The organism is Streptomyces sp. NPDC059477 (assembly GCF_042749375.1).
GTDB lineage: Bacteria > Actinomycetota > Actinomycetes > Streptomycetales > Streptomycetaceae > Streptomyces.
On sequence record NZ_JBHYUG010000050.1, the window covers coordinates 24,839 to 43,327 of the forward strand.

General features: G+C 73.6%; 16 protein-coding genes and 1 pseudogene. 12 read left to right on the forward strand and 5 right to left on the reverse strand.

Annotated elements, in window-relative coordinates; genetic code table 11:
• Positions 1–152 precede the first annotated feature (152 nt).
• The 8 genes and pseudogenes from ACFXAZ_RS24000 (at position 153) to ACFXAZ_RS24035 (ending at position 11,031) form a co-directional block, all read left to right on the forward strand.
• The gene (locus ACFXAZ_RS24000) at positions 153–1,001 is read left to right on the forward strand and encodes a TrmH family RNA methyltransferase (RefSeq protein WP_384594812.1); all 849 of its coding nucleotides are present in this window, start codon (positions 153–155) and stop codon (positions 999–1,001) included.
• 211 nt (positions 1,002–1,212) lie between these two features.
• Entirely contained in the window at positions 1,213–2,367 is a 1,155-nt protein-coding gene (locus ACFXAZ_RS24005; protein WP_384594815.1) for an ATP-binding protein, read from the forward strand.
• A gap of 150 nt (positions 2,368–2,517) precedes the next feature.
• Positions 2,518–3,639 (forward strand): phenylalanine--tRNA ligase subunit alpha, encoded by a 1,122-nt coding sequence (pheS, locus tag ACFXAZ_RS24010; protein ID WP_384594818.1) that lies wholly within the window; start codon positions 2,518–2,520, stop codon positions 3,637–3,639.
• Complete coding sequence (pheT, locus tag ACFXAZ_RS24015) at positions 3,639–6,152, forward strand: phenylalanine--tRNA ligase subunit beta (RefSeq protein WP_384594821.1); 2,514 nt, start codon at positions 3,639–3,641, stop codon at positions 6,150–6,152. Before pheS ends, pheT begins: the two co-directional genes overlap by 1 nt.
• Before the next feature lie 280 nt (positions 6,153–6,432).
• On the forward strand, positions 6,433–7,497 hold the full coding sequence (locus ACFXAZ_RS24020) for a PP2C family protein-serine/threonine phosphatase (RefSeq protein WP_384594824.1): 1,065 nt from the start codon (positions 6,433–6,435) through the stop codon (positions 7,495–7,497).
• Between the two features lie 692 nt (positions 7,498–8,189).
• Positions 8,190–8,879, forward strand: a pseudogene (locus tag ACFXAZ_RS24025) (RNA-guided endonuclease InsQ/TnpB family protein); the annotation flags it as partial.
• Positions 8,880–8,951: 72 nt separating this feature from the next.
• The gene (locus ACFXAZ_RS24030; RefSeq protein ID WP_384594827.1) at positions 8,952–10,292 is read left to right on the forward strand and encodes a transcriptional regulator; all 1,341 of its coding nucleotides are present in this window, start codon (positions 8,952–8,954) and stop codon (positions 10,290–10,292) included.
• Between the two features lie 199 nt (positions 10,293–10,491).
• Complete coding sequence (locus ACFXAZ_RS24035) at positions 10,492–11,031, forward strand: NUDIX hydrolase (RefSeq protein ID WP_384594830.1); 540 nt, start codon at positions 10,492–10,494, stop codon at positions 11,029–11,031.
• Here the strand turns inward: ACFXAZ_RS24035 and ACFXAZ_RS24040 are convergent.
• A complete protein-coding gene (locus ACFXAZ_RS24040) occupies positions 11,022–11,882 on the reverse strand; it encodes a 3-hydroxybutyryl-CoA dehydrogenase (protein WP_384594833.1) in 861 nt (286 codons plus the stop codon). The two genes, ACFXAZ_RS24035 and ACFXAZ_RS24040, sit on opposite strands and share 10 nt — an antisense overlap.
• Before the next feature lie 196 nt (positions 11,883–12,078).
• On the opposite strand from ACFXAZ_RS24040, the gene ACFXAZ_RS24045 reads away from it, so the two are divergent.
• Positions 12,079–13,311, forward strand: coding sequence for a glycoside hydrolase family 10 protein (locus ACFXAZ_RS24045; protein ID WP_384594836.1), 1,233 nt, complete (start codon positions 12,079–12,081; stop codon positions 13,309–13,311).
• 144 nt (positions 13,312–13,455) lie between these two features.
• Here the strand turns inward: ACFXAZ_RS24045 and ACFXAZ_RS24050 are convergent, their stop codons facing one another.
• On the reverse strand, positions 13,456–13,656 hold the full coding sequence (locus ACFXAZ_RS24050) for a DUF1918 domain-containing protein (RefSeq protein WP_384594839.1): 201 nt from the start codon (positions 13,654–13,656) through the stop codon (positions 13,456–13,458).
• 135 nt (positions 13,657–13,791) lie between these two features.
• Positions 13,792–14,709 carry a DMT family transporter gene (locus tag ACFXAZ_RS24055; RefSeq protein WP_384594842.1) on the reverse strand — a complete coding sequence of 306 codons (918 nt, stop codon included), beginning with the start codon at positions 14,707–14,709 and terminating at the stop codon, positions 13,792–13,794.
• On the opposite strand from ACFXAZ_RS24055, the gene ACFXAZ_RS24060 reads away from it, so the two are divergent.
• The 3 genes from ACFXAZ_RS24060 (at position 14,708) to ACFXAZ_RS24070 (ending at position 17,499) form a co-directional block, all read left to right on the forward strand.
• A complete protein-coding gene (locus ACFXAZ_RS24060) occupies positions 14,708–16,186 on the forward strand; it encodes a PLP-dependent aminotransferase family protein (protein WP_384594846.1) in 1,479 nt (492 codons plus the stop codon). The two genes, ACFXAZ_RS24055 and ACFXAZ_RS24060, sit on opposite strands and share 2 nt — an antisense overlap.
• 10 nt (positions 16,187–16,196) lie before the next feature.
• A complete protein-coding gene (locus tag ACFXAZ_RS24065; RefSeq protein ID WP_384594848.1) occupies positions 16,197–16,649 on the forward strand; it encodes a GNAT family N-acetyltransferase in 453 nt (150 codons plus the stop codon).
• A gap of 259 nt (positions 16,650–16,908) precedes the next feature.
• Positions 16,909–17,499, forward strand: coding sequence for a histidine phosphatase family protein (locus ACFXAZ_RS24070; protein ID WP_384594851.1), 591 nt, complete (start codon positions 16,909–16,911; stop codon positions 17,497–17,499).
• Here the strand turns inward: ACFXAZ_RS24070 and ACFXAZ_RS24075 are convergent.
• Together ACFXAZ_RS24075 and ACFXAZ_RS24080 are read right to left on the reverse strand one after the other, a co-directional pair.
• Positions 17,496–17,966, reverse strand: coding sequence for a DUF6314 family protein (locus ACFXAZ_RS24075; protein WP_384594854.1), 471 nt, complete (start codon positions 17,964–17,966; stop codon positions 17,496–17,498). The two genes, ACFXAZ_RS24070 and ACFXAZ_RS24075, sit on opposite strands and share 4 nt — an antisense overlap.
• A gap of 14 nt (positions 17,967–17,980) precedes the next feature.
• A complete protein-coding gene (locus ACFXAZ_RS24080; protein WP_384594857.1) occupies positions 17,981–18,346 on the reverse strand; it encodes an iron chaperone in 366 nt (121 codons plus the stop codon).
• Positions 18,347–18,489 lie beyond the last annotated feature (143 nt).

An 18,489-nucleotide genomic window follows, 5' to 3' on the forward strand; every position in this document is an offset into this window, starting at 1 on the left:
CCACATCAACACACCCCCGAGTCGGGGGCTGGTGTGTTTTTTTATATTGGGGCGGGGGGGGGGGGGGTGGCGCCGCCCCGCCCCCCGCGCCCCTGAAGGGGCGCGGCGGTCCGGCCATGCCGAGAACATCTGACCCCAGCGAAAGTGAACACATGCCTGCCCCCACCCCCGATCTCATCTCCCCCCGCTCGCCCCGGGTCACCGCTGCCCGGCGGCTCGGGAAGCGGAGTTTCCGGGGGAAGGAGCGGCTGTTTCTCGCGGAGGGGCCGCAGGCCGTGCGGGAGGCCGGGGCCCAGCCGGACACGCTGGTGGAGCTGTTCGCCACGCTGGACGCCGCGGAGCGGTACGCCGACATCGTCGGGGAGGCGCGCGCGGTCGGCGCCCGGGTGCATCTCGCGTCCGAGCAGGTCATCGCCGACATCTCGACGACCGTGACGCCGCAGGGGCTGGTCGGGGTGTGCCGGTTCATCGACACACCGTTCACCCAAGTCCTCGCCGCGCGGCCCCGGCTCGTCGCCGTGCTGGCGCACGTCCGGGACCCCGGCAACGCCGGGACCGTGCTGCGGTGCGCGGACGCCGCCGGGGCCGAGGCCGTCGTGCTGACCGACGCGTCCGTGGATCTGTACAACCCGAAGGCCGTCCGGGCCTCGGTCGGGTCGCTGTTCCATCTGCCCGTAGCCGTCGGTGTGCCCGTCGAGGAGGCCGTCGCGGGGCTCAGGGGCGCCGGGGTGCGGGTGCTCGCCGCCGACGGGGCCGGGCGGCACGACCTCGACGACGAACTCGACAAGGGCACCATGGGCGGCCCCACCGCGTGGGTGTTCGGCAACGAGGCGTGGGGCCTGCCCGAGGAGACCCGCGCGCTCGCCGACGCCGTCGTCCGCGTCCCCCTGCACGGCCGCGCCGAAAGCCTGAACCTGGCGACCGCCGCCGCCGTGTGCCTCTACGCGTCGGCCCGCGCGCAACGAGCCCCGGGCGGCTGCCGCACCACGACCGGGAGCTAGGTCCCACTGGCGGCCCTCCGCGGGGCAGGCCGCCCCCCCCACGAGGCCACGGGCGCGGGGAACTGCGCGACCGGCCCCCACCCACCCGCGGCCGAAGAACTACCCCCTACCCCCCACCCCCTCCGGGCGGACGGCGGTAATTGTCGGACAGCCCCTAGTAGGGTGACCAACCCGGGGGCCTCCTGCGTGGTCCGAGAGGTGGGGTACGGGGATGAGTGTCGGTACGAGCAGCGTGCCGGGTGCGCCTCAGGTGCCGCGGCCCGTCGCGCCCCGCCCGCCCGCCGGGTCCGCGGGCTTCGCGGGCTCCGCGGAGGGCGTCGACCCCGACGACCTGCCCGACGGCCTGGTCGTCGCCGACGAACACGGCCGCGTCGTCTGCTTCAACCGGGCCGCCGAGCGGATCACCGCCCTCGCCGCCACCGACGCCCTCGGCCAGCCGCTGGAGAAGGCGCTGCCGCTGGAGGACCTGGAGGGGCGCCGCTGGTGGCAGCTGACCGACCCGTACGGCGGGCTGGCCATCCGGGTGCGGCAGCCCGAGCGGAATCTGCTGCTGCCCGGCGGGCGGGAGGTGCTCGTCTCCGCCCGGTACGTGCGCGACGAGCCCACCGGCCCCGTACGGCGGCTGGTGATCTCGCTGCGGGACACCGAGGCCCGGCGCCGCACCGAGCGCAGTCACGCCGAGCTGATAGCGACCGTCGCGCACGAGCTGCGTTCCCCGCTGACCTCCGTGAAGGGGTTCACCGCCACCCTGCTGGCGAAGTGGGAGCGCTTCACCGACGACCAGAAGCGGCTCATGCTGGAGACCGTCGACGCCGACGCCGACCGGGTCACCCGGCTCATCGCCGAGCTGCTGGACATCTCCCGGATCGACTCGGGGCGGCTGGAGGTGCGCAGGCAGCCCGTGGACATGGGCACCGCCGTCGGACGGCACATCCAGGCCTATGTCGCCGCCGGGCAGCGCGCCGACCGGTTCCTGCTGCGGGTCGGGCAGCCGCTGCCGCCCCTGTGGGCCGACCCGGACAAGGTCGACCAGGTGCTCAGCAATCTGATCGAAAATGCCGTGCGGCACGGCGAGGGAACCGTCACCATCGACGTCATGCCCGCCGCGTCCCCCCGGGAGGGAGAGGACGCCGGTACATCGGTCACCGTGAGCGACGAGGGCACCGGCATCCCGGAGGAGTCCATGAACCGCGTCTTCACCCGCTTCTGGCGGGGCAGCAAGCGCGGCGGCACCGGCCTCGGGCTCTACATCGTCAAGGGCATCGTGGAGGCCCACGGCGGCACCATCACCGTCGGCCGGGCCCCCGGCGGCGGCGCCGAGTTCCGATTTACGCTGCCCGTGGCGATCCCGGCGTATCTCGCCTAGCGGCCACGGGCGCATCCGGATATCCGCACCCCGTTAGACTCGGCCTTTGGCACCTTTGTGCCCGCGCGCGGCCCAGCGCGTCCCGGCGAGCCGGTGACCGTGAGTCGGTGACGGGGACCTTCAGTCAGCCAATTGGAAGTACGGGAAGAGATGTCGGCACCCAATAAGTCGTACGACCCGGTAGAGGTCGAGGCCTTGAAACCGGAAGAGACCGAGCGCATGCGGGACGAGGCGCTCGCCGCCTTCGCCGCCGCCACCTCGCTCGACGCGCTCCAGGAGGCCAAGGTCGCGCACACCGGCGGCACCTCCCCGCTGGCCCTGGCCAACCGGGAGATCGGCGCCCTGCCCCCGCACGCCAAGGCCGACGCCGGCAAGCGCGTGGGCCAGGCGCGCGGCGCGGTGAACAAGGCCCTGGCCGCCCGCCAGGCCGAGCTGGAGGCCGAGCGGGACGCCCGGGTGCTGGTCGAGGAGGCCGTGGACGTCACCCTGCCCTTCGACAGGGTCCCGGCGGGCGCCCGGCATCCGCTGACCACCCTCTCCGAGCGCATCGAGGACGTCTTCACGGCCATGGGCTACGAGGTCGCCGAGGGCCCCGAGGCCGAGGCGGAGTGGTTCAACTTCGACGCCCTGAACATCGGCCCCGACCACCCCGCGCGCGGCGAGGCCGACACGTTCTTCGTGCGCGGCGAGCAGGGCGGCGCCGAGTCCGGGGTCGTACTGCGCACCCACACCTCGCCCGTGCAGATCCGCTCGCTGCTCGACCGTGAGCTGCCGGTGTACGTGATCTGTCCCGGCCGGGTCTACCGCACCGACGAGCTGGACGCCACCCACACCCCGGTCTTCCACCAGGTCGAGCTGCTCGCCGTGGACGAGGGCCTGACCATGGCGGACCTCAAGGGCACCCTCGACCACATGGTGCAGTCGTTGTTCGGCGCGGACATGAAGACCCGGCTGCGGCCGAACTTCTTCCCCTTCACCGAGCCGTCCGCCGAGATGGACATGGTGTGCTACGTGTGCCGGGGCGAGTCCGTCGGCAACCCCGACCGGCCCTGCCGCACCTGCTCCTCCGAGGGCTGGATCGAGCTGGGCGGCTGCGGCATGGTCAACCCCCGGGTGCTCACCGCCTGCGGGGTCGACCCGGAGAAGTACAGCGGGTTCGCCTTCGGGTTCGGCATCGAGCGGATGCTGATGTTCCGCCACAACGTCGAAGACATGCGAGACATGGTCGAGGGTGACGTCCGGTTCACCCGGCCCTTCGGGATGGAGATCTGATGCGGGTCCCGCTTTCTTGGCTGCGGGAGTACGTCGACCTGCCGGCCACCGAGACCGGTCGTGACGTCCAGGCCAAGCTCATCGCGGCCGGACTTGAGGTCGAGACGGTCGAACAGCTCGGCGACGGCCTCAAGGGCCCCCTGGTCGTCGGCCAGGTACGGACCATCGAGGAACTGGAGGGCTTCAAGAAGCCGATCCGCTTCTGCACGGTCGACGTCGGGCAGGCCAACGGCACGGGCGAGCCGCAGGAGATCGTCTGCGGCGCCCGCAACTTCGCCGTCGGCGACAAGGTCGTGGTCGTGCTCCCCGGGGCCGTGCTGCCCGGCGGGTTCGCCATCTCCGCCCGCAAGACGTACGGCAGGACCTCGCACGGCATGATCTGCTCCAGCGACGAGCTGGGCATGGGCGACGACAGCAGCAAGGGCATTGTCGTGCTGCCGCCCGAGACCGAGGTCGGCAAGGACGCCATCGAGCTGCTGGAACTCGTCGACGAGGTCCTCGACATCGCCGTCACCGCCAACCGCGGCGACTGTCTGTCGATCCGCGGCGTCGCCCGCGAGACCGCCATCGGCTACGGGCTGCCGCTGCGCGACCCGGCGCTGCTGGACGTGCCCGCGCCCAACGCCTTCGGCTACCCCGTCGAGGTCGCCGACCCGCTCGGCTGCGACCGCTTCACCGCCCGTACGGTGACCGGGCTGCACCCCGAGGCCCGCTCCCCGCTCTGGCTCCAGCGCCGGCTCCAGAAGGTCGGCATGCGCCCGATCTCGCTCGCCGTCGATGTCACCAACTACGTGATGATGGAGCTGGGCCAGCCGCTGCACGCCTACGACCGGGGCCTGGTCCAGGGCACCATCGGGGTCCGCAGGGCCGGGGAGGGCGAGAAGATCGTCACCCTCGACGGCGTGGAGCGCATGCTGCACGCCGAGGACCTGGTGATCACCGACGACCGGGGGCCCATCGGCCTCGCGGGCGTCATGGGCGGCGCCAACACCGAGATCGCCGACCACGACGCCGCCGAGGGCGCCACCAGCGACGTGGTCATCGAGGCCGCGCACTTCGACGCCGTCTCCATCGCCCGCACGGCCCGCCGCCACAAGCTGTCCTCCGAGGCGTCCCGGCGCTTCGAGCGGGGCGTCGACCCCCAGGCCGCGTCCGCCGCCGCCCAGCGCACGGTGGATCTGCTGGTGCTGCTCGCGGGCGGCACCGCCGAGGCCGGCGTCACCGAGGTCGCGGCCCCGTCCGCACCGCACACCATCACCACGCCCGCCGACCACCCCGACAGGGTCGCGGGTGTGGTCTACGGCCGGGAGACCGTCGTACGCCGCCTTCAGCAGGTCGGCTGCGATGTGTATGGGCAGGACCAGCTGGTCGTCACCGTGCCGTCGTGGCGGCCCGACCTGCTGGAGCGCAACGACCTCGCCGAGGAGGTCATCCGCCTGGAGGGGTACGAGAACCTGCCCTCCACCCTGCCCAGGCCCGACGCCGGGCGCGGACTGACCGACCGGCAGCGGCTGCACCGCCGGGTCGGCCGGGCGCTGGCGGGGGCCGGCTATGTCGAGGCGCTGAACTACCCCTTCCTCGGCGAGGCCGCCTTCGACCAGCTCGGTCTCGACGCCGACGACCCGGCCCGCCGGGTGGTCACCCTGGCCAACCCGCTCAACGACGAGGAACCGGCCCTCCGTACGACGCTGCTGCCGGGGCTGCTCGGCGCGCTGCGCCGCAACGACGGGCGCGGGTCGCACGACCTGGCGCTGTTCGAGACGGGGCTGGTCTTCCTTCCGCGCGAGGACCGGGCCACCGCCGCGCAGCCGCCGGTGGACCGGCGCCCGACGGACGCGGAACTGGCCGCGCTGAACGCGACGCTGCCCGAGCAGCCGCGCCATGTCGCCGACCTCCTCGCGGGCGCCCGCGAGCAGGCCGGCTGGTGGGGCAAGGGGCGTCCGGCGGACTGGGCCGACGCGGTGCAGGCGGCACGGGTCGTCGCCCGCGAGGCCGGTGCCGAACTCGTCGTCCGCCAGGGGCGGTACGGGCCCTGGCACCCCGGGCGCTGCGCCGAACTGGCGGTCGTCGTGGACGGCGCCGAGCGGGTCGTGGGACATGCCGGTGAGCTGCATCCACGGGTGCTGAAGGCGCTCGGGCTGCCCGAGCGGAGCTGTGCGATGGAGCTGGATCTCGACGCGGTGGAGGCCGCCGGGGACGGGGTGCTCCAGGCGCCGCGGATCTCGACGTTCCCCGTCGCGACGCAGGATGTCGCGCTGGTGGTCGACGCCGGGACACCGCACGCCCGGGTCGAGGCGGCGCTCCGCGAAGGCGCGGGTGAACTGCTGGAGGGCATCCGGCTGTTCGACGTGTACGTCAACGACGAGCAGTTGGGCGCCGGGAAGAAGTCGCTGGCGTACGCGCTGCGGTTCCGTGCGGGGGATCGGACGCTGACCGTCGATGAGGCGTCGGCGGCGCGGGACGCGGCGGTGGCCCTCGCGGGTGAGCGGACGGGGGCGGTGCTGCGCGGCTGAGGTGACGTCGGGCGCCTGATGTGTCGCCTGATGTGCGGGGAGCTGCGGGTGGTTGGCGGCTGCGGGTAGTCCGTGGCTGGTCGCGCAGTTCCCCGCGCCCCTTTGGGGCGTTTCCCGGGGCCCTGTTTGAGTGGTTGCGGCGCATGTCGAGTCACCTCACTCGTTCGGGTGGAGAAGTCGGGTGATCCGGTGCGTTCGGGGCAGCGGGCGACAGAATCGGACCGGCCTTTCGGGGCCGGTCCGTGCTGTCCGGGCCTATCGGGGGTAGGGGGCCATCGGCATGATGCGTTTCGGGGCCGGGGTGCCCGGCCGGGGGTCCGTGCGGCGCGGCCTCGCGCTGCTGGGGCTACCGGCCGCGTGGGGCGCGGCGGCGATCACGTACAAGCTCGTCTGTCCGCTCGCCCAGCAGACCGGGCTGGGAGCGCGGATCGTCACCAGCGCGGTGTTCTTCGCCGTCGGCACCGGGATCGTGCTGCGGGTGCGGCGCGCGCTGCTCAGCGAGTTGCGGCAGGTCCGCAGGGTGGCCGGCGCGGCGCAGGAGGCGCTGCTCGGGCCGCTGCCCGGGAAGGTCGGCGGGCTGGAGGTCGCCGCGGCCCAGCTGTCCGCCGAGCGCGGGGCGTGCATCGGCGGGGACCTGTACGACGTGATCGCCACCGAGCACGGCGTGCGGGTCGTCATGGGGGACGTGCGCGGGCACGGGCTCGCCGCCATCGGGACCGTCGCCGCCGTGCTGGGCAGCTTCCGCGAGGCCGTGCACGACGAACGGGACCTGGCGGGTGTCCTGCGCAGGCTGGAGCGCGCGCTCGCCCGGCATCTGCGGCAACGGGCCTGCCCGGGGCAGCCCGCGACCGGCCCCGACGGCCCGGCCGGCGAGGAGTTCGTCACCGTACTGCTGCTGGAGATCCGCCGGGACGGGGACGTACGGGCGCTCAACTGCGGGCATCCCCGGCCGCATCTGCTGCGGGACGGGCAGGTGGAGGCGGTGGATCTCGGCGAACCGCTGCCGCCGCTGGGGCCGTTTCCCCTGCCCGCCGACCTGGGGGCGATGGCGGTGGGGCGGCTGCGGCCGGGCGACACGCTGTTCCTGCACACGGACGGCGCCGACGACGCCCGCGACCCGCACGGCCGGTTCTTCTCGCTCGCCGACGCGCTGCGCGCGGCCGTCCGGGACGGGCCGGAGCCGCCCCAGACCGTGCTCGGCGCGGTCTGGACCCGGCTGCTGCGGCACACCGGTGGCCGCCCCACCGACGACGTGGCGATGCTGGCCCTGCGCGACCCCTGCCGGACCGCCGCCCTCCCGCTGCCCGGCGGACCGGTCGGACAGGGGGCGTGCCACATCCCGTGAGGTCGAGGCGGGGTCCGTGAGTGTGTGCCGGGTGCGGCGCGATGGCGGAGGGCCGAGCGGGAGGGCTCCGAGTGACAGGCGGTCTGCGCGCTCCGGTATGTCCTTCTCGCCGTGGTGGTGCTCGTGCTGCGTGACGACTGCCGGGCCGCTGCCCGGCGGGGTGGCCGGGCGCAGGGCGTGCCACGTCCCGTGACGTCAAGGCCGCTGGTCCGTGGGTGTGTGTCGGGTGTTGTGGTGTCGTGGGGATCCGTCGGACGGGGTCCGGGGGCCATGGGTGCGGGACAGGTGTTGGGGAGAGCCGTCGCCCTGGGGGCCGTGGGTGCGGGCCGGGTCTCGTGGTGCCGTGCGGAAGCGGCGGAAGCGGCCCGAGTGTCATCCGGTCCGCCCGCTGGCGCGCGTGCCGCGGTGTGGCACACGTCGGCGCGGCGGCGCCGTCCGTCCTGCCACGGAGTGTCGGGCAGGCGGCCGGACGGACGGCGCGAAGACGGGCCGCCGCACTGTACGAGGGGGAGCCGGCGGCCCAGCCGGCCTCTTGACGAGGCGTCTCAGTCAACCGGTCGGGCACTCTCCGCGACAGTGCGCACACGCAACGGATTCGGGCACTCCGTTCACACCCCGTGTGAACCCGTCTTCACCGGGTTCCTCCGAGGATGCCCCGGCCTTCGGGCCGGGGAGGAATCGGACTCCTGCGGGGGCACTGGTACGCCTCGTTCGTCGTGGCGACCGAGCCGCAGCCGCTCCCGGTCACGGGGCGGGTGCTCGGTGTGGACCGGGGCGTCAGGGAGACCGCCACCACCACATCCGACGCCCACGACCTCCCGCACCCGCAGCACGGGCGCAAGGCGCAGGCGAAGCTGACCCGGTACGACCGGATGGTGGCGCGCCGCAAGCCGAAGAAGGGGCGGGCCGGACCGAGGGGCTACCGGGAGGCGAGGAAGTCGCGTGCCGAGGTCTACGCGAAGATCGCCCGGCAGCGGCGGGACACCGTCCGCAAGTGGGCCGAGCGCGTCGTGCGCGACCACGACATCATCGCTGTCGAGGACTTCCGCCCGAAGTTCCTCGCGAATACCACCATGGCCCGCAAAGCCGCTGACGCGGCGATCGGCGCCACCGAGCAGGCCCTGATCGAGATGGGCCGCAAGCACGCACGGGACATCCGTTTCGTGCACCCCGCGCACACCACCATGGACTGCGCGTCGTGCGGAGCGAGAACCAAGCACGCACTACCTCTTTCGGAACGTACCTACACCTGCACCGTGTGCGGAGCCGTCTCGGCGAGGTACAAGAACTCCGCACGCGTGATGCCGGTCCGGGCTGGTCCCAACCCGGCTGGTGCCGAGGGCGCAAGACCTGTGGGAGCGTTGCTCCCGCAGGCAGCCTGAGCCAGGAATCCCCCCTTCGGGGAGGGGAAGATGGCAATACGCTGTCCCGCAGCAAAGCCACGGGGGGCCCGAATGCAGCCGAACACCTTGCTCGACGCGATCCTCGACGAGGCCGGGATCTCGCACGCCGGGCTCGCCGCGCATGTCAATCAGGCCGGGCGGGGGCGCGATCTGACGCTCCGGTACGAGCACACCGCAGTGGCCCGCTGGCTGAAGGGGCAGCGGCCCAGGGGCCAGGTGCCCGACCTGATCTGCGAGGTGCTCGCCGCCCGGCTGCACCGCACGGTCACCCTCGACGACATCGGCCTCGGGGTGCCCGGCGAGCCCGCCGCCCCGCACACCGGGTCGCTGTCCGGGTTCGTGGAGCGGGCCACCGCGCTGTGGCGCTCCGACCAGCAGCACCGCCCGCATCTGCTGGGCGCCCCCGCCGTCACCGGGACGCCCGCGGTGATGCCGGTGTGGGAGTGGGAGAACCCGCCCGAGGACACCGATGTCTCGCGCGGCGGACGGCACCTGGTCACCGCGTCCGACCTCGGCATGCTGCGCTGTGCCCGCGCCCACTACGAGCAGATGTACCGCAAGGCCGGCGGCATGGCGACCCGCACCCGGATCGTCGGCTTCCTCACCGCCGAGGCGGCGCCCCTGCTGCGCGGCGGCTACACCGACGCCACCGGCCGCCAACTGCACCGGGCGACCGGCGGGCTGGTCGCGATCGCCGGGATCTGCGCGTACGACTCCGACGCGCACGGCCTGGCCCAGCGCTACTTCCACCAGGCGCTGCGGCTCGCCAAGGCCAGCGGCGACCGGGGGCTCGGCGCGTACGTCATCGCGCTGCTGGTCAACCAGTCGCTGTTCCTGCGGGAGTACCGGCAGGCCGTCGCCTTCGCCGAGGCGGCGCTCCGCGCGGCGGGCAGGCACACCACCCCTGCGCTCGCCTCGGACCTGTACGCGATGCAGGCGAAGGCGTACGCCCATCTCGGCGACGGCAGCAGCGCGCTGTCCTGCATCCGGCGGGCCGAGCGGGCCGCCGAACGCATCCGGCCGCCCCACGAACCCGACGAGACCGGCTATGTCCAGCCGGGGCTGGTCAATGTCCAGGTGGCGGAGGCGCTGCTGAGCCTCGGTGAGCTGGCGGCGGCCGGTGAGCACGCGGCGGCGGCCGTGGACACTCCGGCGCACGACCGGGGCCGGGTGCACCGGCTCGCCATGCTCAGCACCGTCGAACTGCGCCAGGGCAACACCGACAAGGCCGTGGCGACGGCCCTGCTGATGGCCGAACAGGCCCGGGGCATGGAGTCCCACCGGCTGCGCGACCGGCTCCGCTCGGTGCGCGAGCACTTGGTGCGCAGCGGGGGCGCGGGCACCGCCGAGGCGGCCGAACTGATCGACGGGGCGCTGCGCGTACCCCTGTAGAGCTGTGCGCCCGGTCCGGGCCGCGCCCCGGCGCACGGTGGTGGCAGCGCGCCCCCGCTGGTTCGTGGGGCGCGCTTTCTGGCCACTGCCGGGAGGCATCGCGCGCCCGCCGCTGCATCGTGAGCCGCTCCTTTTGCGCCTGCTACGGGAACGCTCCTGCTGCGATATTGCCCCTTACTCGGCGGAAGGTGGCAGAACCGTGCAGTGGACGAAACAGAGTGAACAAACTGTGTATGAAAACCGCTGGTTCAGCGTCAATCTGGCGGATGTCGAGCTGCCGGACGGCCGGCATCTCGACCATTTCCTGATCCGGCTGCGGCCCGTCGCCGTGGCCGCCATCGTCAACGAGGCCAACGAGGTGCTGCTCCTGTGGCGCCATCGCTTCATCACCGACAGCTGGGGATGGGAACTGGCCGCCGGTGTGGTCGAGGACGGCGAGGACATCGCGCGGGCCGCCGCCAGGGAACTGGAGGAGGAGACCGGCTGGCGCCCGGGACCCCTGCGCCATCTGATGAGCGTGGAGCCGTCCAACGGGCTCACCGACGCCCGGCATCACATCTACTGGGCCGACGAAGGCGAGTACATCGGGCATCCCGTGGACGACTTCGAGTCGGACCGGCGGGAGTGGGTGCCGCTGAAGCTGGTCCCCGACCTGGTGGCCCGCGGTGAGGTGCCGGCCGCCAACATGGCGGCGGCGCTGCTGCTACTGCATCATCTGCGGCTCGGCGGTCAGCCGTAGCTGTAGAAGCCCGAGCCGCTCTTGCGGCCCAGTCGGCCCGCGTCCACCATCCGCTGGAGCAGCGGGGGAGCGGCGTACAGCGGCTCCTTGAACTCTTCGTACATCGAGTACGCGACCGAGGCCACGGTGTCAAGGCCGATCAGGTCGGACAGCTTCAGCGGGCCCATCGGGTGGGCGCAGCCCAGCTCCATGCCGTTGTCGATGTCCTCGCGGCCGGCGATGCCGGACTCGAACATCCGGATCGCGGAGAGCAGATACGGGATCAGCAGCGCGTTGACCACGAAGCCGGAGCGGTCCTGGGCGCGGATGGCGTGCTTGCCGAGGGTCTTCTCGGCGAACAGCTGCGCCCGCGAGAGCGTGCCCTCGGACGTGGTGAGCGCCGGGATCAGCTCCACCAGCTGCTGCACCGGGGCCGGGTTGAAGAAGTGGATGCCGACCACCTGGTCCGGGCGGGAGGTGGCCACCGCCAGCCGGACCACCGGGATCGAGGAGGTGTTGGAGGCCAGGATCGCGTCCGGGCGGCTCACCACCTGGTCCAGGACCTGGAAGATCTCGGTCTTGACCTGCTCGTTCTCGACGACGGCCTCGATCACCAGATCGCGGTCGGCGAACTCGCCCAGATCGGTGGTGAAGCTGAGCCGGGCCAGTGTGGCGTCCCGCTCCTGCTCGGTGAGCTTGCCGCGCTCGGCGGCCTTCGCCAGGGAGTTGAGCAGCCGGGTCCGGCCGATCTCCAGGGCCTCGCCGGTGGTCTCGGCGACTTTGACGTCCAGTCCGGACCGGGCGCACACCTCGGCGATGCCCGCGCCCATCTGCCCGCAGCCGACCACTCCGACCCGCTCGATGTCGCTCACATCGTCCCCTTCGCTGCTCCGCGCCGACCGGCACCGTGCCGACGGTCCCGGCACCCTGCTCCGTTCGTGCACGTTACCCGCCCGGATCGATGATCGATCGCCGGGGTGCGGGCGGCTGCGGGCATCCTGGGGTGCGAACGCGGTCCGTGACCGGACGGATCCGCAGGGTACGGAGAAAGTCACGGAGGTGGAAGTCATGGGACGGCTGTCCCGACGGACGTTCGCACTGGCCTCGCTGTCGGTCCTGGTGACCTCGGGTCAGGCGCGGGCCGTGCCCGGCAGCCGGGGGCGGCCCGCCGCCGACGGTGAGATGCGGGGCGTATGGCTGGCCACGGTCGTCAACCGCGACTGGCCCTCGCGCACCGGGCTGACGGCGGCACAGCAGCGGAGCGAACTCCTCGCCCATCTCGACCGGGCCGTGGCGGCCGGGCTGAACACGGTGGTGTTCCAGGTGCGGCCCTGCGCGGACGCCCTGTGGCCCTCGCCGTACGAACCCTGGTCGCAGTTCCTGACCGGCACACAGGGCAAGGACCCGGGCTGGGACCCGCTGGGCACGGCCGTGACGGAGGCGCACGCGCGCGGGCTGGAGCTGCACGCCTGGTGCAATCCGCTGCGGGTCGCGATGCACACCGACCCGGGCAAGCTCACCGCCGCCCATCCGGCCCGCCGCAATCCCGGCTGGGTGATGGCCTACGGCGGCAAGCTCTACTACAACCCGGGCCTGCCCGAGGTCCGAGCCTTCGTCCAGGAGGCGATGCTGGACGCGGTCGCCAAGTATCCGGTGGACGCCGTCCACTTCGACGACTACTTCTACCCGTACCCGGTGGCCGGGCAGGTCTTCGACGACGACAGCGCCCACGCCGCCCACGGCGGGGCCTTCGCGACCCGCGCCGACTGGCGGCGCGACAACATCAACCGGCTGGTGCGCGACATGGCCGCCGGGATCCGGCGGACCCGGGCGGGCGTCCGGTTCGGCATCAGCCCGTTCGGCGTGTGGCGCAACGCCGCCACCGACCCGCTGGGCTCGGACACCCGGGCCATGCAGTCGTACGACGACATCTACGCCGACACCCGGCGCTGGGTCCGCGAGAACTGGATCGACTACATCTGCCCCCAGCTGTACTGGCACATCGGCAACTCCGCCGCCGACTACGCCAAGCTGGTGCCCTGGTGGGCCAAGGTCGCCGAGGGCAGCGGTACGAAGCTGTACGTGGGGGAGGCGCTGTATCGCGCGGGCGACCCGGCACAGGCGGCGGCCTGGCAGGACCCCGCCGAACTGTCCCGGCATCTGACGCTCGCCGCGCGGTACGCGCAGGTGCGCGGGCATGTGTTCTTCGCCGCGAAGGAGGTGGCGGCGGATCCGGTGGGGGCGATGGCCCGGGTGAGTGCCGAGCACTATGGGCGGGCGAGTGGGGTGCCGGTGCGGTGAGGTGAGGAAGGTGGGTTCGGGTGGGTGGTTGGCATCCCCGGCCCGCGGGTCCGTGGTGGGCGGCGTATCTCTTCGCGCGCCCGTCGGGCCCGTCGGCCGGGGATTCCCGGAGGGGTTGATGGGCCGGGCAGGTGGTCCGGTGGGTCAGCGGCCCGGGGCCGTCTCCCGGTGCCGGATCTCGGTGTCGGGGCCCGGGGAGCAGACGCCCTCGTGGCCGTCCTGGAAGCGGACCCGGTACGGCGGCTGGCCGCCCTGGCCTATCACTTCGACGATCTCGCCGACCTTGTCGTTCTGGCCGACCACCCTGCCGTGCTGGACAAGCTGGTCGCCCACGGTTGCACGCATCTGGGGCCTCCTCACGCTGTTGCGGGAGCAGCGGTCCGTGGTGTCGAGTCTACGGCCGTACGGCCGGGTGCCTACGGTCGGGAGCGCGGACCGGAACCGGCTCGCGCCCGCTCACCCCCGGCCGCCCGGTGTCGTTCAGCCGCGGGCCCGCTGGGTGAGGGCGATGCACACGAGCACCGCCGCGGCCGTCAGCGGGGCGGCCGGTGTCAGGTGCTCGCCGAGCAGCAGCACCGACCACACCAGTGTGAGCAGCGGCTGGGCGAGCTGCAACTGACTGGCCTTGGGGATGCCGATGGCGGCCATGCCCCGGTACCAGACCACCATCCCGAGGAACTGCGAGCCCGCCGCCACCCACAGCAGCCCGGCCACGCTGTGCGCGGTGAGCCGCACCGGCTCGGAGGCCAGCGCGATCACCGAGGCGGGCAGCGCGAGCGGCAGACAGAGCACCAGCGCCCAGCCGATCACCTGCCAGCCCGGCATCCGGCGGGCCAGCCGCCCGCCCTCGGCGTACCCGGCCGCGCACACCAGCAGCGCCGCGAAGAGATACAGGTCGGCGGCGGAGAGCGCGCCCCCGCTCTGCTGGACGGTGAAGGCGATCACCGCCGCCGCGCCCGCCACCGCCGCCCACCAGAAGGTGCGCGAGGGCCGGGTGCCCATCCGCAGCGCGGACATCAGGGCCGTCGTCAGCGGCAGCAGGCCCACCACGACGGCGGCGTGCGAGGTGCTGGAGGTCTGAAGCGCCAGCGTGCTCAGCAGCGGGAAGCCGATCACGACGCCGCCCGCCACCACCGCGAGCCCCGGCCAGTGCGCCCGGTCCGGCAGCGGGACGCGCAGCGCCAGCAGACAGCCCCCGGCGATGACCGCCGCGAGGACACAGCGCACGGCCGACAGCGACCAGGGCCCGAACCCCTGAAGGCCCCAGGCGGTGGCGGGAAAGGTGAGGGAGAAGGTGACGACGCCCAGCGCGGCCAGCAGCGTGCCGTGGCTCGCGCGACCCGGGGCGCCGCTCACCGCTATCGGGGCGGAAGCGATAGCGCTATCCTGTGCTCTCATGAAACAGAGTAGCAGCGTAGCGGATTTGACAGACGAGCTGCGCAAGGAGGTGAACCGCTACTCGCCGGGCGGAAAGCTCCCGTCGAGCCGAGCGCTCGTCGAGCGGTTCCGGGTCAGCCCGGTGACCGTCTCCCGCGCCCTCGCGCAGCTCGCCGCCGAGGGCCTGGTGGTGACCCGGCCCGGCGCCGGTGCCTACCGTGCCCGGCCGCGCACCCCGCTCGCCGCGACCGGCGACACCTCCTGGCAGGAGGTCGCGCTCAGCGCCGACGGCGCCGCCGACCTCGTACCGCGCACGGTCGACGCCTCCGGGGTCACCGTCTGCCTGGCCGCGCCGCCACCCGGGGTGATCGAGTTCAGCGGCGGCTACCCGCACCCCTCGCTCCAGCCGGAGAAGGCCATGGCCGCCGCGCTCTCCCGGGCGGGCCGCCGGCCCGGCGCCTGGGGCCGGCCGCCACTGGACGGGCTGCCCGAGCTGCGCGAATGGTTCGCGCGGGGCATCGGCGACACCGTCACCGCCGCCGACGTGCTGATCACCTCGGGCGGCCAGTCCGCGCTGACCACCGCCCTGCGCGCGCTCGCCCCGCCCGGCGCGCCGGTCCTGGTCGAGTCGCCCACCTACCCCGGCATGCTCGCCATCGCCCGCGCGGCCGGACTGCGCCCGGTGCCCGTCCCGGTCGACCGGGACGGCGTGCGCCCCGACCTGCTCGCCGACGCCTTCCGCGCCACCGGCGCCCGCGTGTTCGTCTGCCAGCCGCTCTTCCAGAACCCCACCGGCGCGGTCCTCGCCGCCGACCGCCGACCCGAGGTGCTGCGCATCGCCCGCGAGGCCGGTGCCTTCGTCGTGGAGGACGACTTCGTACGACGGCTGCCGCACGAGGACTCCGGGCCGCTGCCGCGTCCGCTCGCCGCCGAGGACCCCGACGGCGTGGTCGTGCATGTCTGCTCGCTCACCAAGGCGACCTCGCCCAGCTTCCGGGTCGGCGCCCTCGCCGCACGCGGGCCGGTCCTGGAACGGCTGCGCGCCATCCAGATCGTCGACACCTTCTTCGTGCCCCGGCCGCTCCAGGAGGCCGCCCTGGAACTCGTCGGCTCGCCCGCCTGGCCCCGCCATCAGCGCACCCTGTCCACCGAACTCCGCGCCCGCCGCGACGCCATGACCGCGGGCCTCGCCCTCCGGCTGCCCGAACTCGCCCTCCCGCACATCCCGTCCGGCGGGTACCACCTCTGGCTGCGCCTGCCCGACGGCCTGGACGAGCCCGCCCTCCAGTCCGCCGCCCTGCGCGCGGGCGTCGCCTTCACCCCCGGCCGCCCCTACTTCAGCGCCGAACCGACCGCCGCCCACATCCGGCTGAGCTTCGCCGCGGTCAGCGGCACCGAGGAGATCGCCGAGGGACTGCGGCGGCTGCGCGCCGCCTGCGACGAGGCCCTCGGCGGCCCGGTACCGCAATTTGTTCGACACACTCCGGCCGTGCTGTGAGGATCCCGCCATGACCGACATCGTCACCGCCCCCACCGGCCTCGCCGAGGGCTACGAGATCTCCACCGACCCCGGCCGCCTCGACGCGGCGCGGGTGCACCACTGGCTCTCCACCGACGCGTACTGGGCTCTGGGCCGCGCCCGCGACGTCCAGGACCGGGCCATCGCCGGCTCCCTCAACTTCGGCGTGTACGAGACCGCGTCGGGGGCCTTGGCCGCCTACGCCCGAGTCGTCACGGACCGCACCACCTTCGCCTGGCTGTGCGACGTCTACGTGGACCGCGCGGCCCGCGGCAAGGGCCTCGGGACGGCCCTGGTGGCCGCCGTACGGGAGGAGTTGCGGTCGTACGGCGTACGCCGGGTGCTGCTCGCGACCCACGACGCCCACGGGGTGTACGAGAAGCTGGGCTTCCGGGAGCTGGAGCGGCCGGATCAGTGGATGGCGCTGACGCTGGAGGGGTGAGGGGTGAGGGGTGAGGGGTGAGGGGGGAGGGGGGAGGGGGGAGAAGGGAGCGGGGGCCGTGAGAGCGGTGAGGCCCGTGCGGGCCGTGAAGTACTGCCTCGGCCGGGAACCGCCCGCCGCGCCCCCGGCCGGAAATCGCCCGTCGATTTGGGGCGAATGCCCGCCTGATTCTTACCTCCCGGTAAACCCTTGCGCACCGCCGGTAGCTCATCGTCGCTCCCCCCTTGACCTGGGCACACTCCGGGCACACCATCCCCGCATGGCCATTCGGGTCACCTTCGTCGCCGCCGCCCGCAACTCACCACTGCTCGCCGAGACCTTCCAGGACGACCGGCCGCTCGACCGGGCCGGCTGGGTCGAGGTACAGCGCGCCGCCCCTGAACTGGTGCCGCTCGCCGCCGCCGAGCTGCGTTACTGCTCGCCCACCCCGCGCAGCCGCGCGACCGGTGACGCCCTCGGCTACGCCCCGCTGGTGCAGCCCGCCCTGCGCGACTGCGACATGGGCCGCTGGCGCGGGCTGACGCTGGGCGAGGCGATGGCCCGGGAGCCACAGGCCGTCGACGCCTGGCTGTCCGACCCGCGCGGCACGCCGCACGGCGGCGAGTCCCTGATCTCCTTCATCACCCGGGTCGGCGGCTGGCTGGACACCCGCCCCTTCGAGGACGGCGTGTACATCGTCGCCGTGGCCGAGCCGTCGGTGATCCGCGCGGCCCTCGTCTACGCGCTGAAGGCGCCACCCGCGAGCTACTGGAACATCGACGTGCGCCCCCTGTCGACCACGACGGTCACCGGCCACTCGGGCCGCTGGAACCTGCGCTTCGACGGGACGGCGGCCAGGTCACCGGGCTAACCGGCGCCAAGGCCATCGCCGTCGCCCGGCTCCCGCTCGTACCCGGTGACCAGCAGCAGATCCTTCGCCGGGCCGCCCACCCGCCAGAGGGTGCGCCAGTGATCGGCGTCGGTGACGGTGAACTCGCCGCGGTACAGGTCGGCGGAGCAGGGATGGTCGGCGATGTGCCGCCCGGTGCGCAGATCCAGGTCGTGGAACGGCCGTCCGTCCGCGAACCGCACGTCGGCCGTCCCCGGCACGGCACCCGGCAGAAAGCGCAGGGTCCGCTCGGCGGGCCGGGCGACGCCCCGCCACACGAACGTGCCCGCCTCCCGGTGCAGCAGCCCGCCGCCCGCCAGCGCCTCGAAGACGGTCGTGCCGGTGAACCGGCCCTCGTCGCCGCCGCCGAGATCCCGCACGGTCCGCTCGACGCGCCAGCGCCCGGCGAGATACGCCAGTGGGTCCGTCACCGCCCAGAACTCACCCATCGCGGGCCTCCCCGTCAGCAGACCGGCCCGGGAGCGGCGGCCGTCGCCCTGAGCAGATCCCGTACCAGCGGGTAGTCGATCCGGTCGGGACGGCGGAAGCGCAGACACCCCTTGCCCATGTCCTGCCCGGCCAGCCGCTCCGCGAAGGCGTCCCGCACATCGGGCCGCATGAGGTACAGCGAGATGTACTGCCGCTGCCCGGCGAACGCGATCTCGGCGGTCCCGTCCCGCGTATAGGCGGGCATCCCGTACGCCATCACCTCACCGAACCCGGCCAGCTCGGCGCGGCACAGCTCACGCAGCCGGACCAGGGCCGCACGCTGCGACTCCCGCGCCTCGGCCAGATACGCCTCGACGGTCCCCGCCTCGCTCTGCACCATGGGGCGAGCGTACTGCGCGGTCGAGAACCGGCGCGGGGGCGGGGGGGGGGGGCGGCAGGGCGGGCGCGGGCCCCCGGGCCCGGCGGTGGGCCGCGCCGCCGTCGCGGGCGCCGTGGTCCGGGGGGGCCGGCGGCGGGAGCGGG

Coding starts and splice junctions, on each gene's coding strand:
- ACFXAZ_RS24075 (WP_384594854.1), bottom strand. CDS start 17,966: ATGGGTGAGTTCTGGGCGGTGACGGACCCACTGGCGTATCTCGCCGGG.
- ACFXAZ_RS24055 (WP_384594842.1), bottom strand. CDS start 14,709: ATGAGAGCACAGGATAGCGCTATCGCTTCCGCCCCGATAGCGGTGAGC.
- ACFXAZ_RS24070 (WP_384594851.1), top strand. CDS start 16,909: ATGGCCATTCGGGTCACCTTCGTCGCCGCCGCCCGCAACTCACCACTG.
- ACFXAZ_RS24020 (WP_384594824.1), top strand. CDS start 6,433: ATGATGCGTTTCGGGGCCGGGGTGCCCGGCCGGGGGTCCGTGCGGCGC.
- pheS (WP_384594818.1), top strand. CDS start 2,518: ATGTCGGCACCCAATAAGTCGTACGACCCGGTAGAGGTCGAGGCCTTG.
- ACFXAZ_RS24030 (WP_384594827.1), top strand. CDS start 8,952: ATGCAGCCGAACACCTTGCTCGACGCGATCCTCGACGAGGCCGGGATC.
- ACFXAZ_RS24060 (WP_384594846.1), top strand. CDS start 14,708: ATGAAACAGAGTAGCAGCGTAGCGGATTTGACAGACGAGCTGCGCAAG.
- ACFXAZ_RS24050 (WP_384594839.1), bottom strand. CDS start 13,656: ATGCGTGCAACCGTGGGCGACCAGCTTGTCCAGCACGGCAGGGTGGTC.
- pheT (WP_384594821.1), top strand. CDS start 3,639: ATGCGGGTCCCGCTTTCTTGGCTGCGGGAGTACGTCGACCTGCCGGCC.
- ACFXAZ_RS24080 (WP_384594857.1), bottom strand. CDS start 18,346: ATGGTGCAGAGCGAGGCGGGGACCGTCGAGGCGTATCTGGCCGAGGCG.
- ACFXAZ_RS24000 (WP_384594812.1), top strand. CDS start 153: ATGCCTGCCCCCACCCCCGATCTCATCTCCCCCCGCTCGCCCCGGGTC.
- ACFXAZ_RS24005 (WP_384594815.1), top strand. CDS start 1,213: ATGAGTGTCGGTACGAGCAGCGTGCCGGGTGCGCCTCAGGTGCCGCGG.
- ACFXAZ_RS24045 (WP_384594836.1), top strand. CDS start 12,079: ATGGGACGGCTGTCCCGACGGACGTTCGCACTGGCCTCGCTGTCGGTC.
- ACFXAZ_RS24065 (WP_384594848.1), top strand. CDS start 16,197: ATGACCGACATCGTCACCGCCCCCACCGGCCTCGCCGAGGGCTACGAG.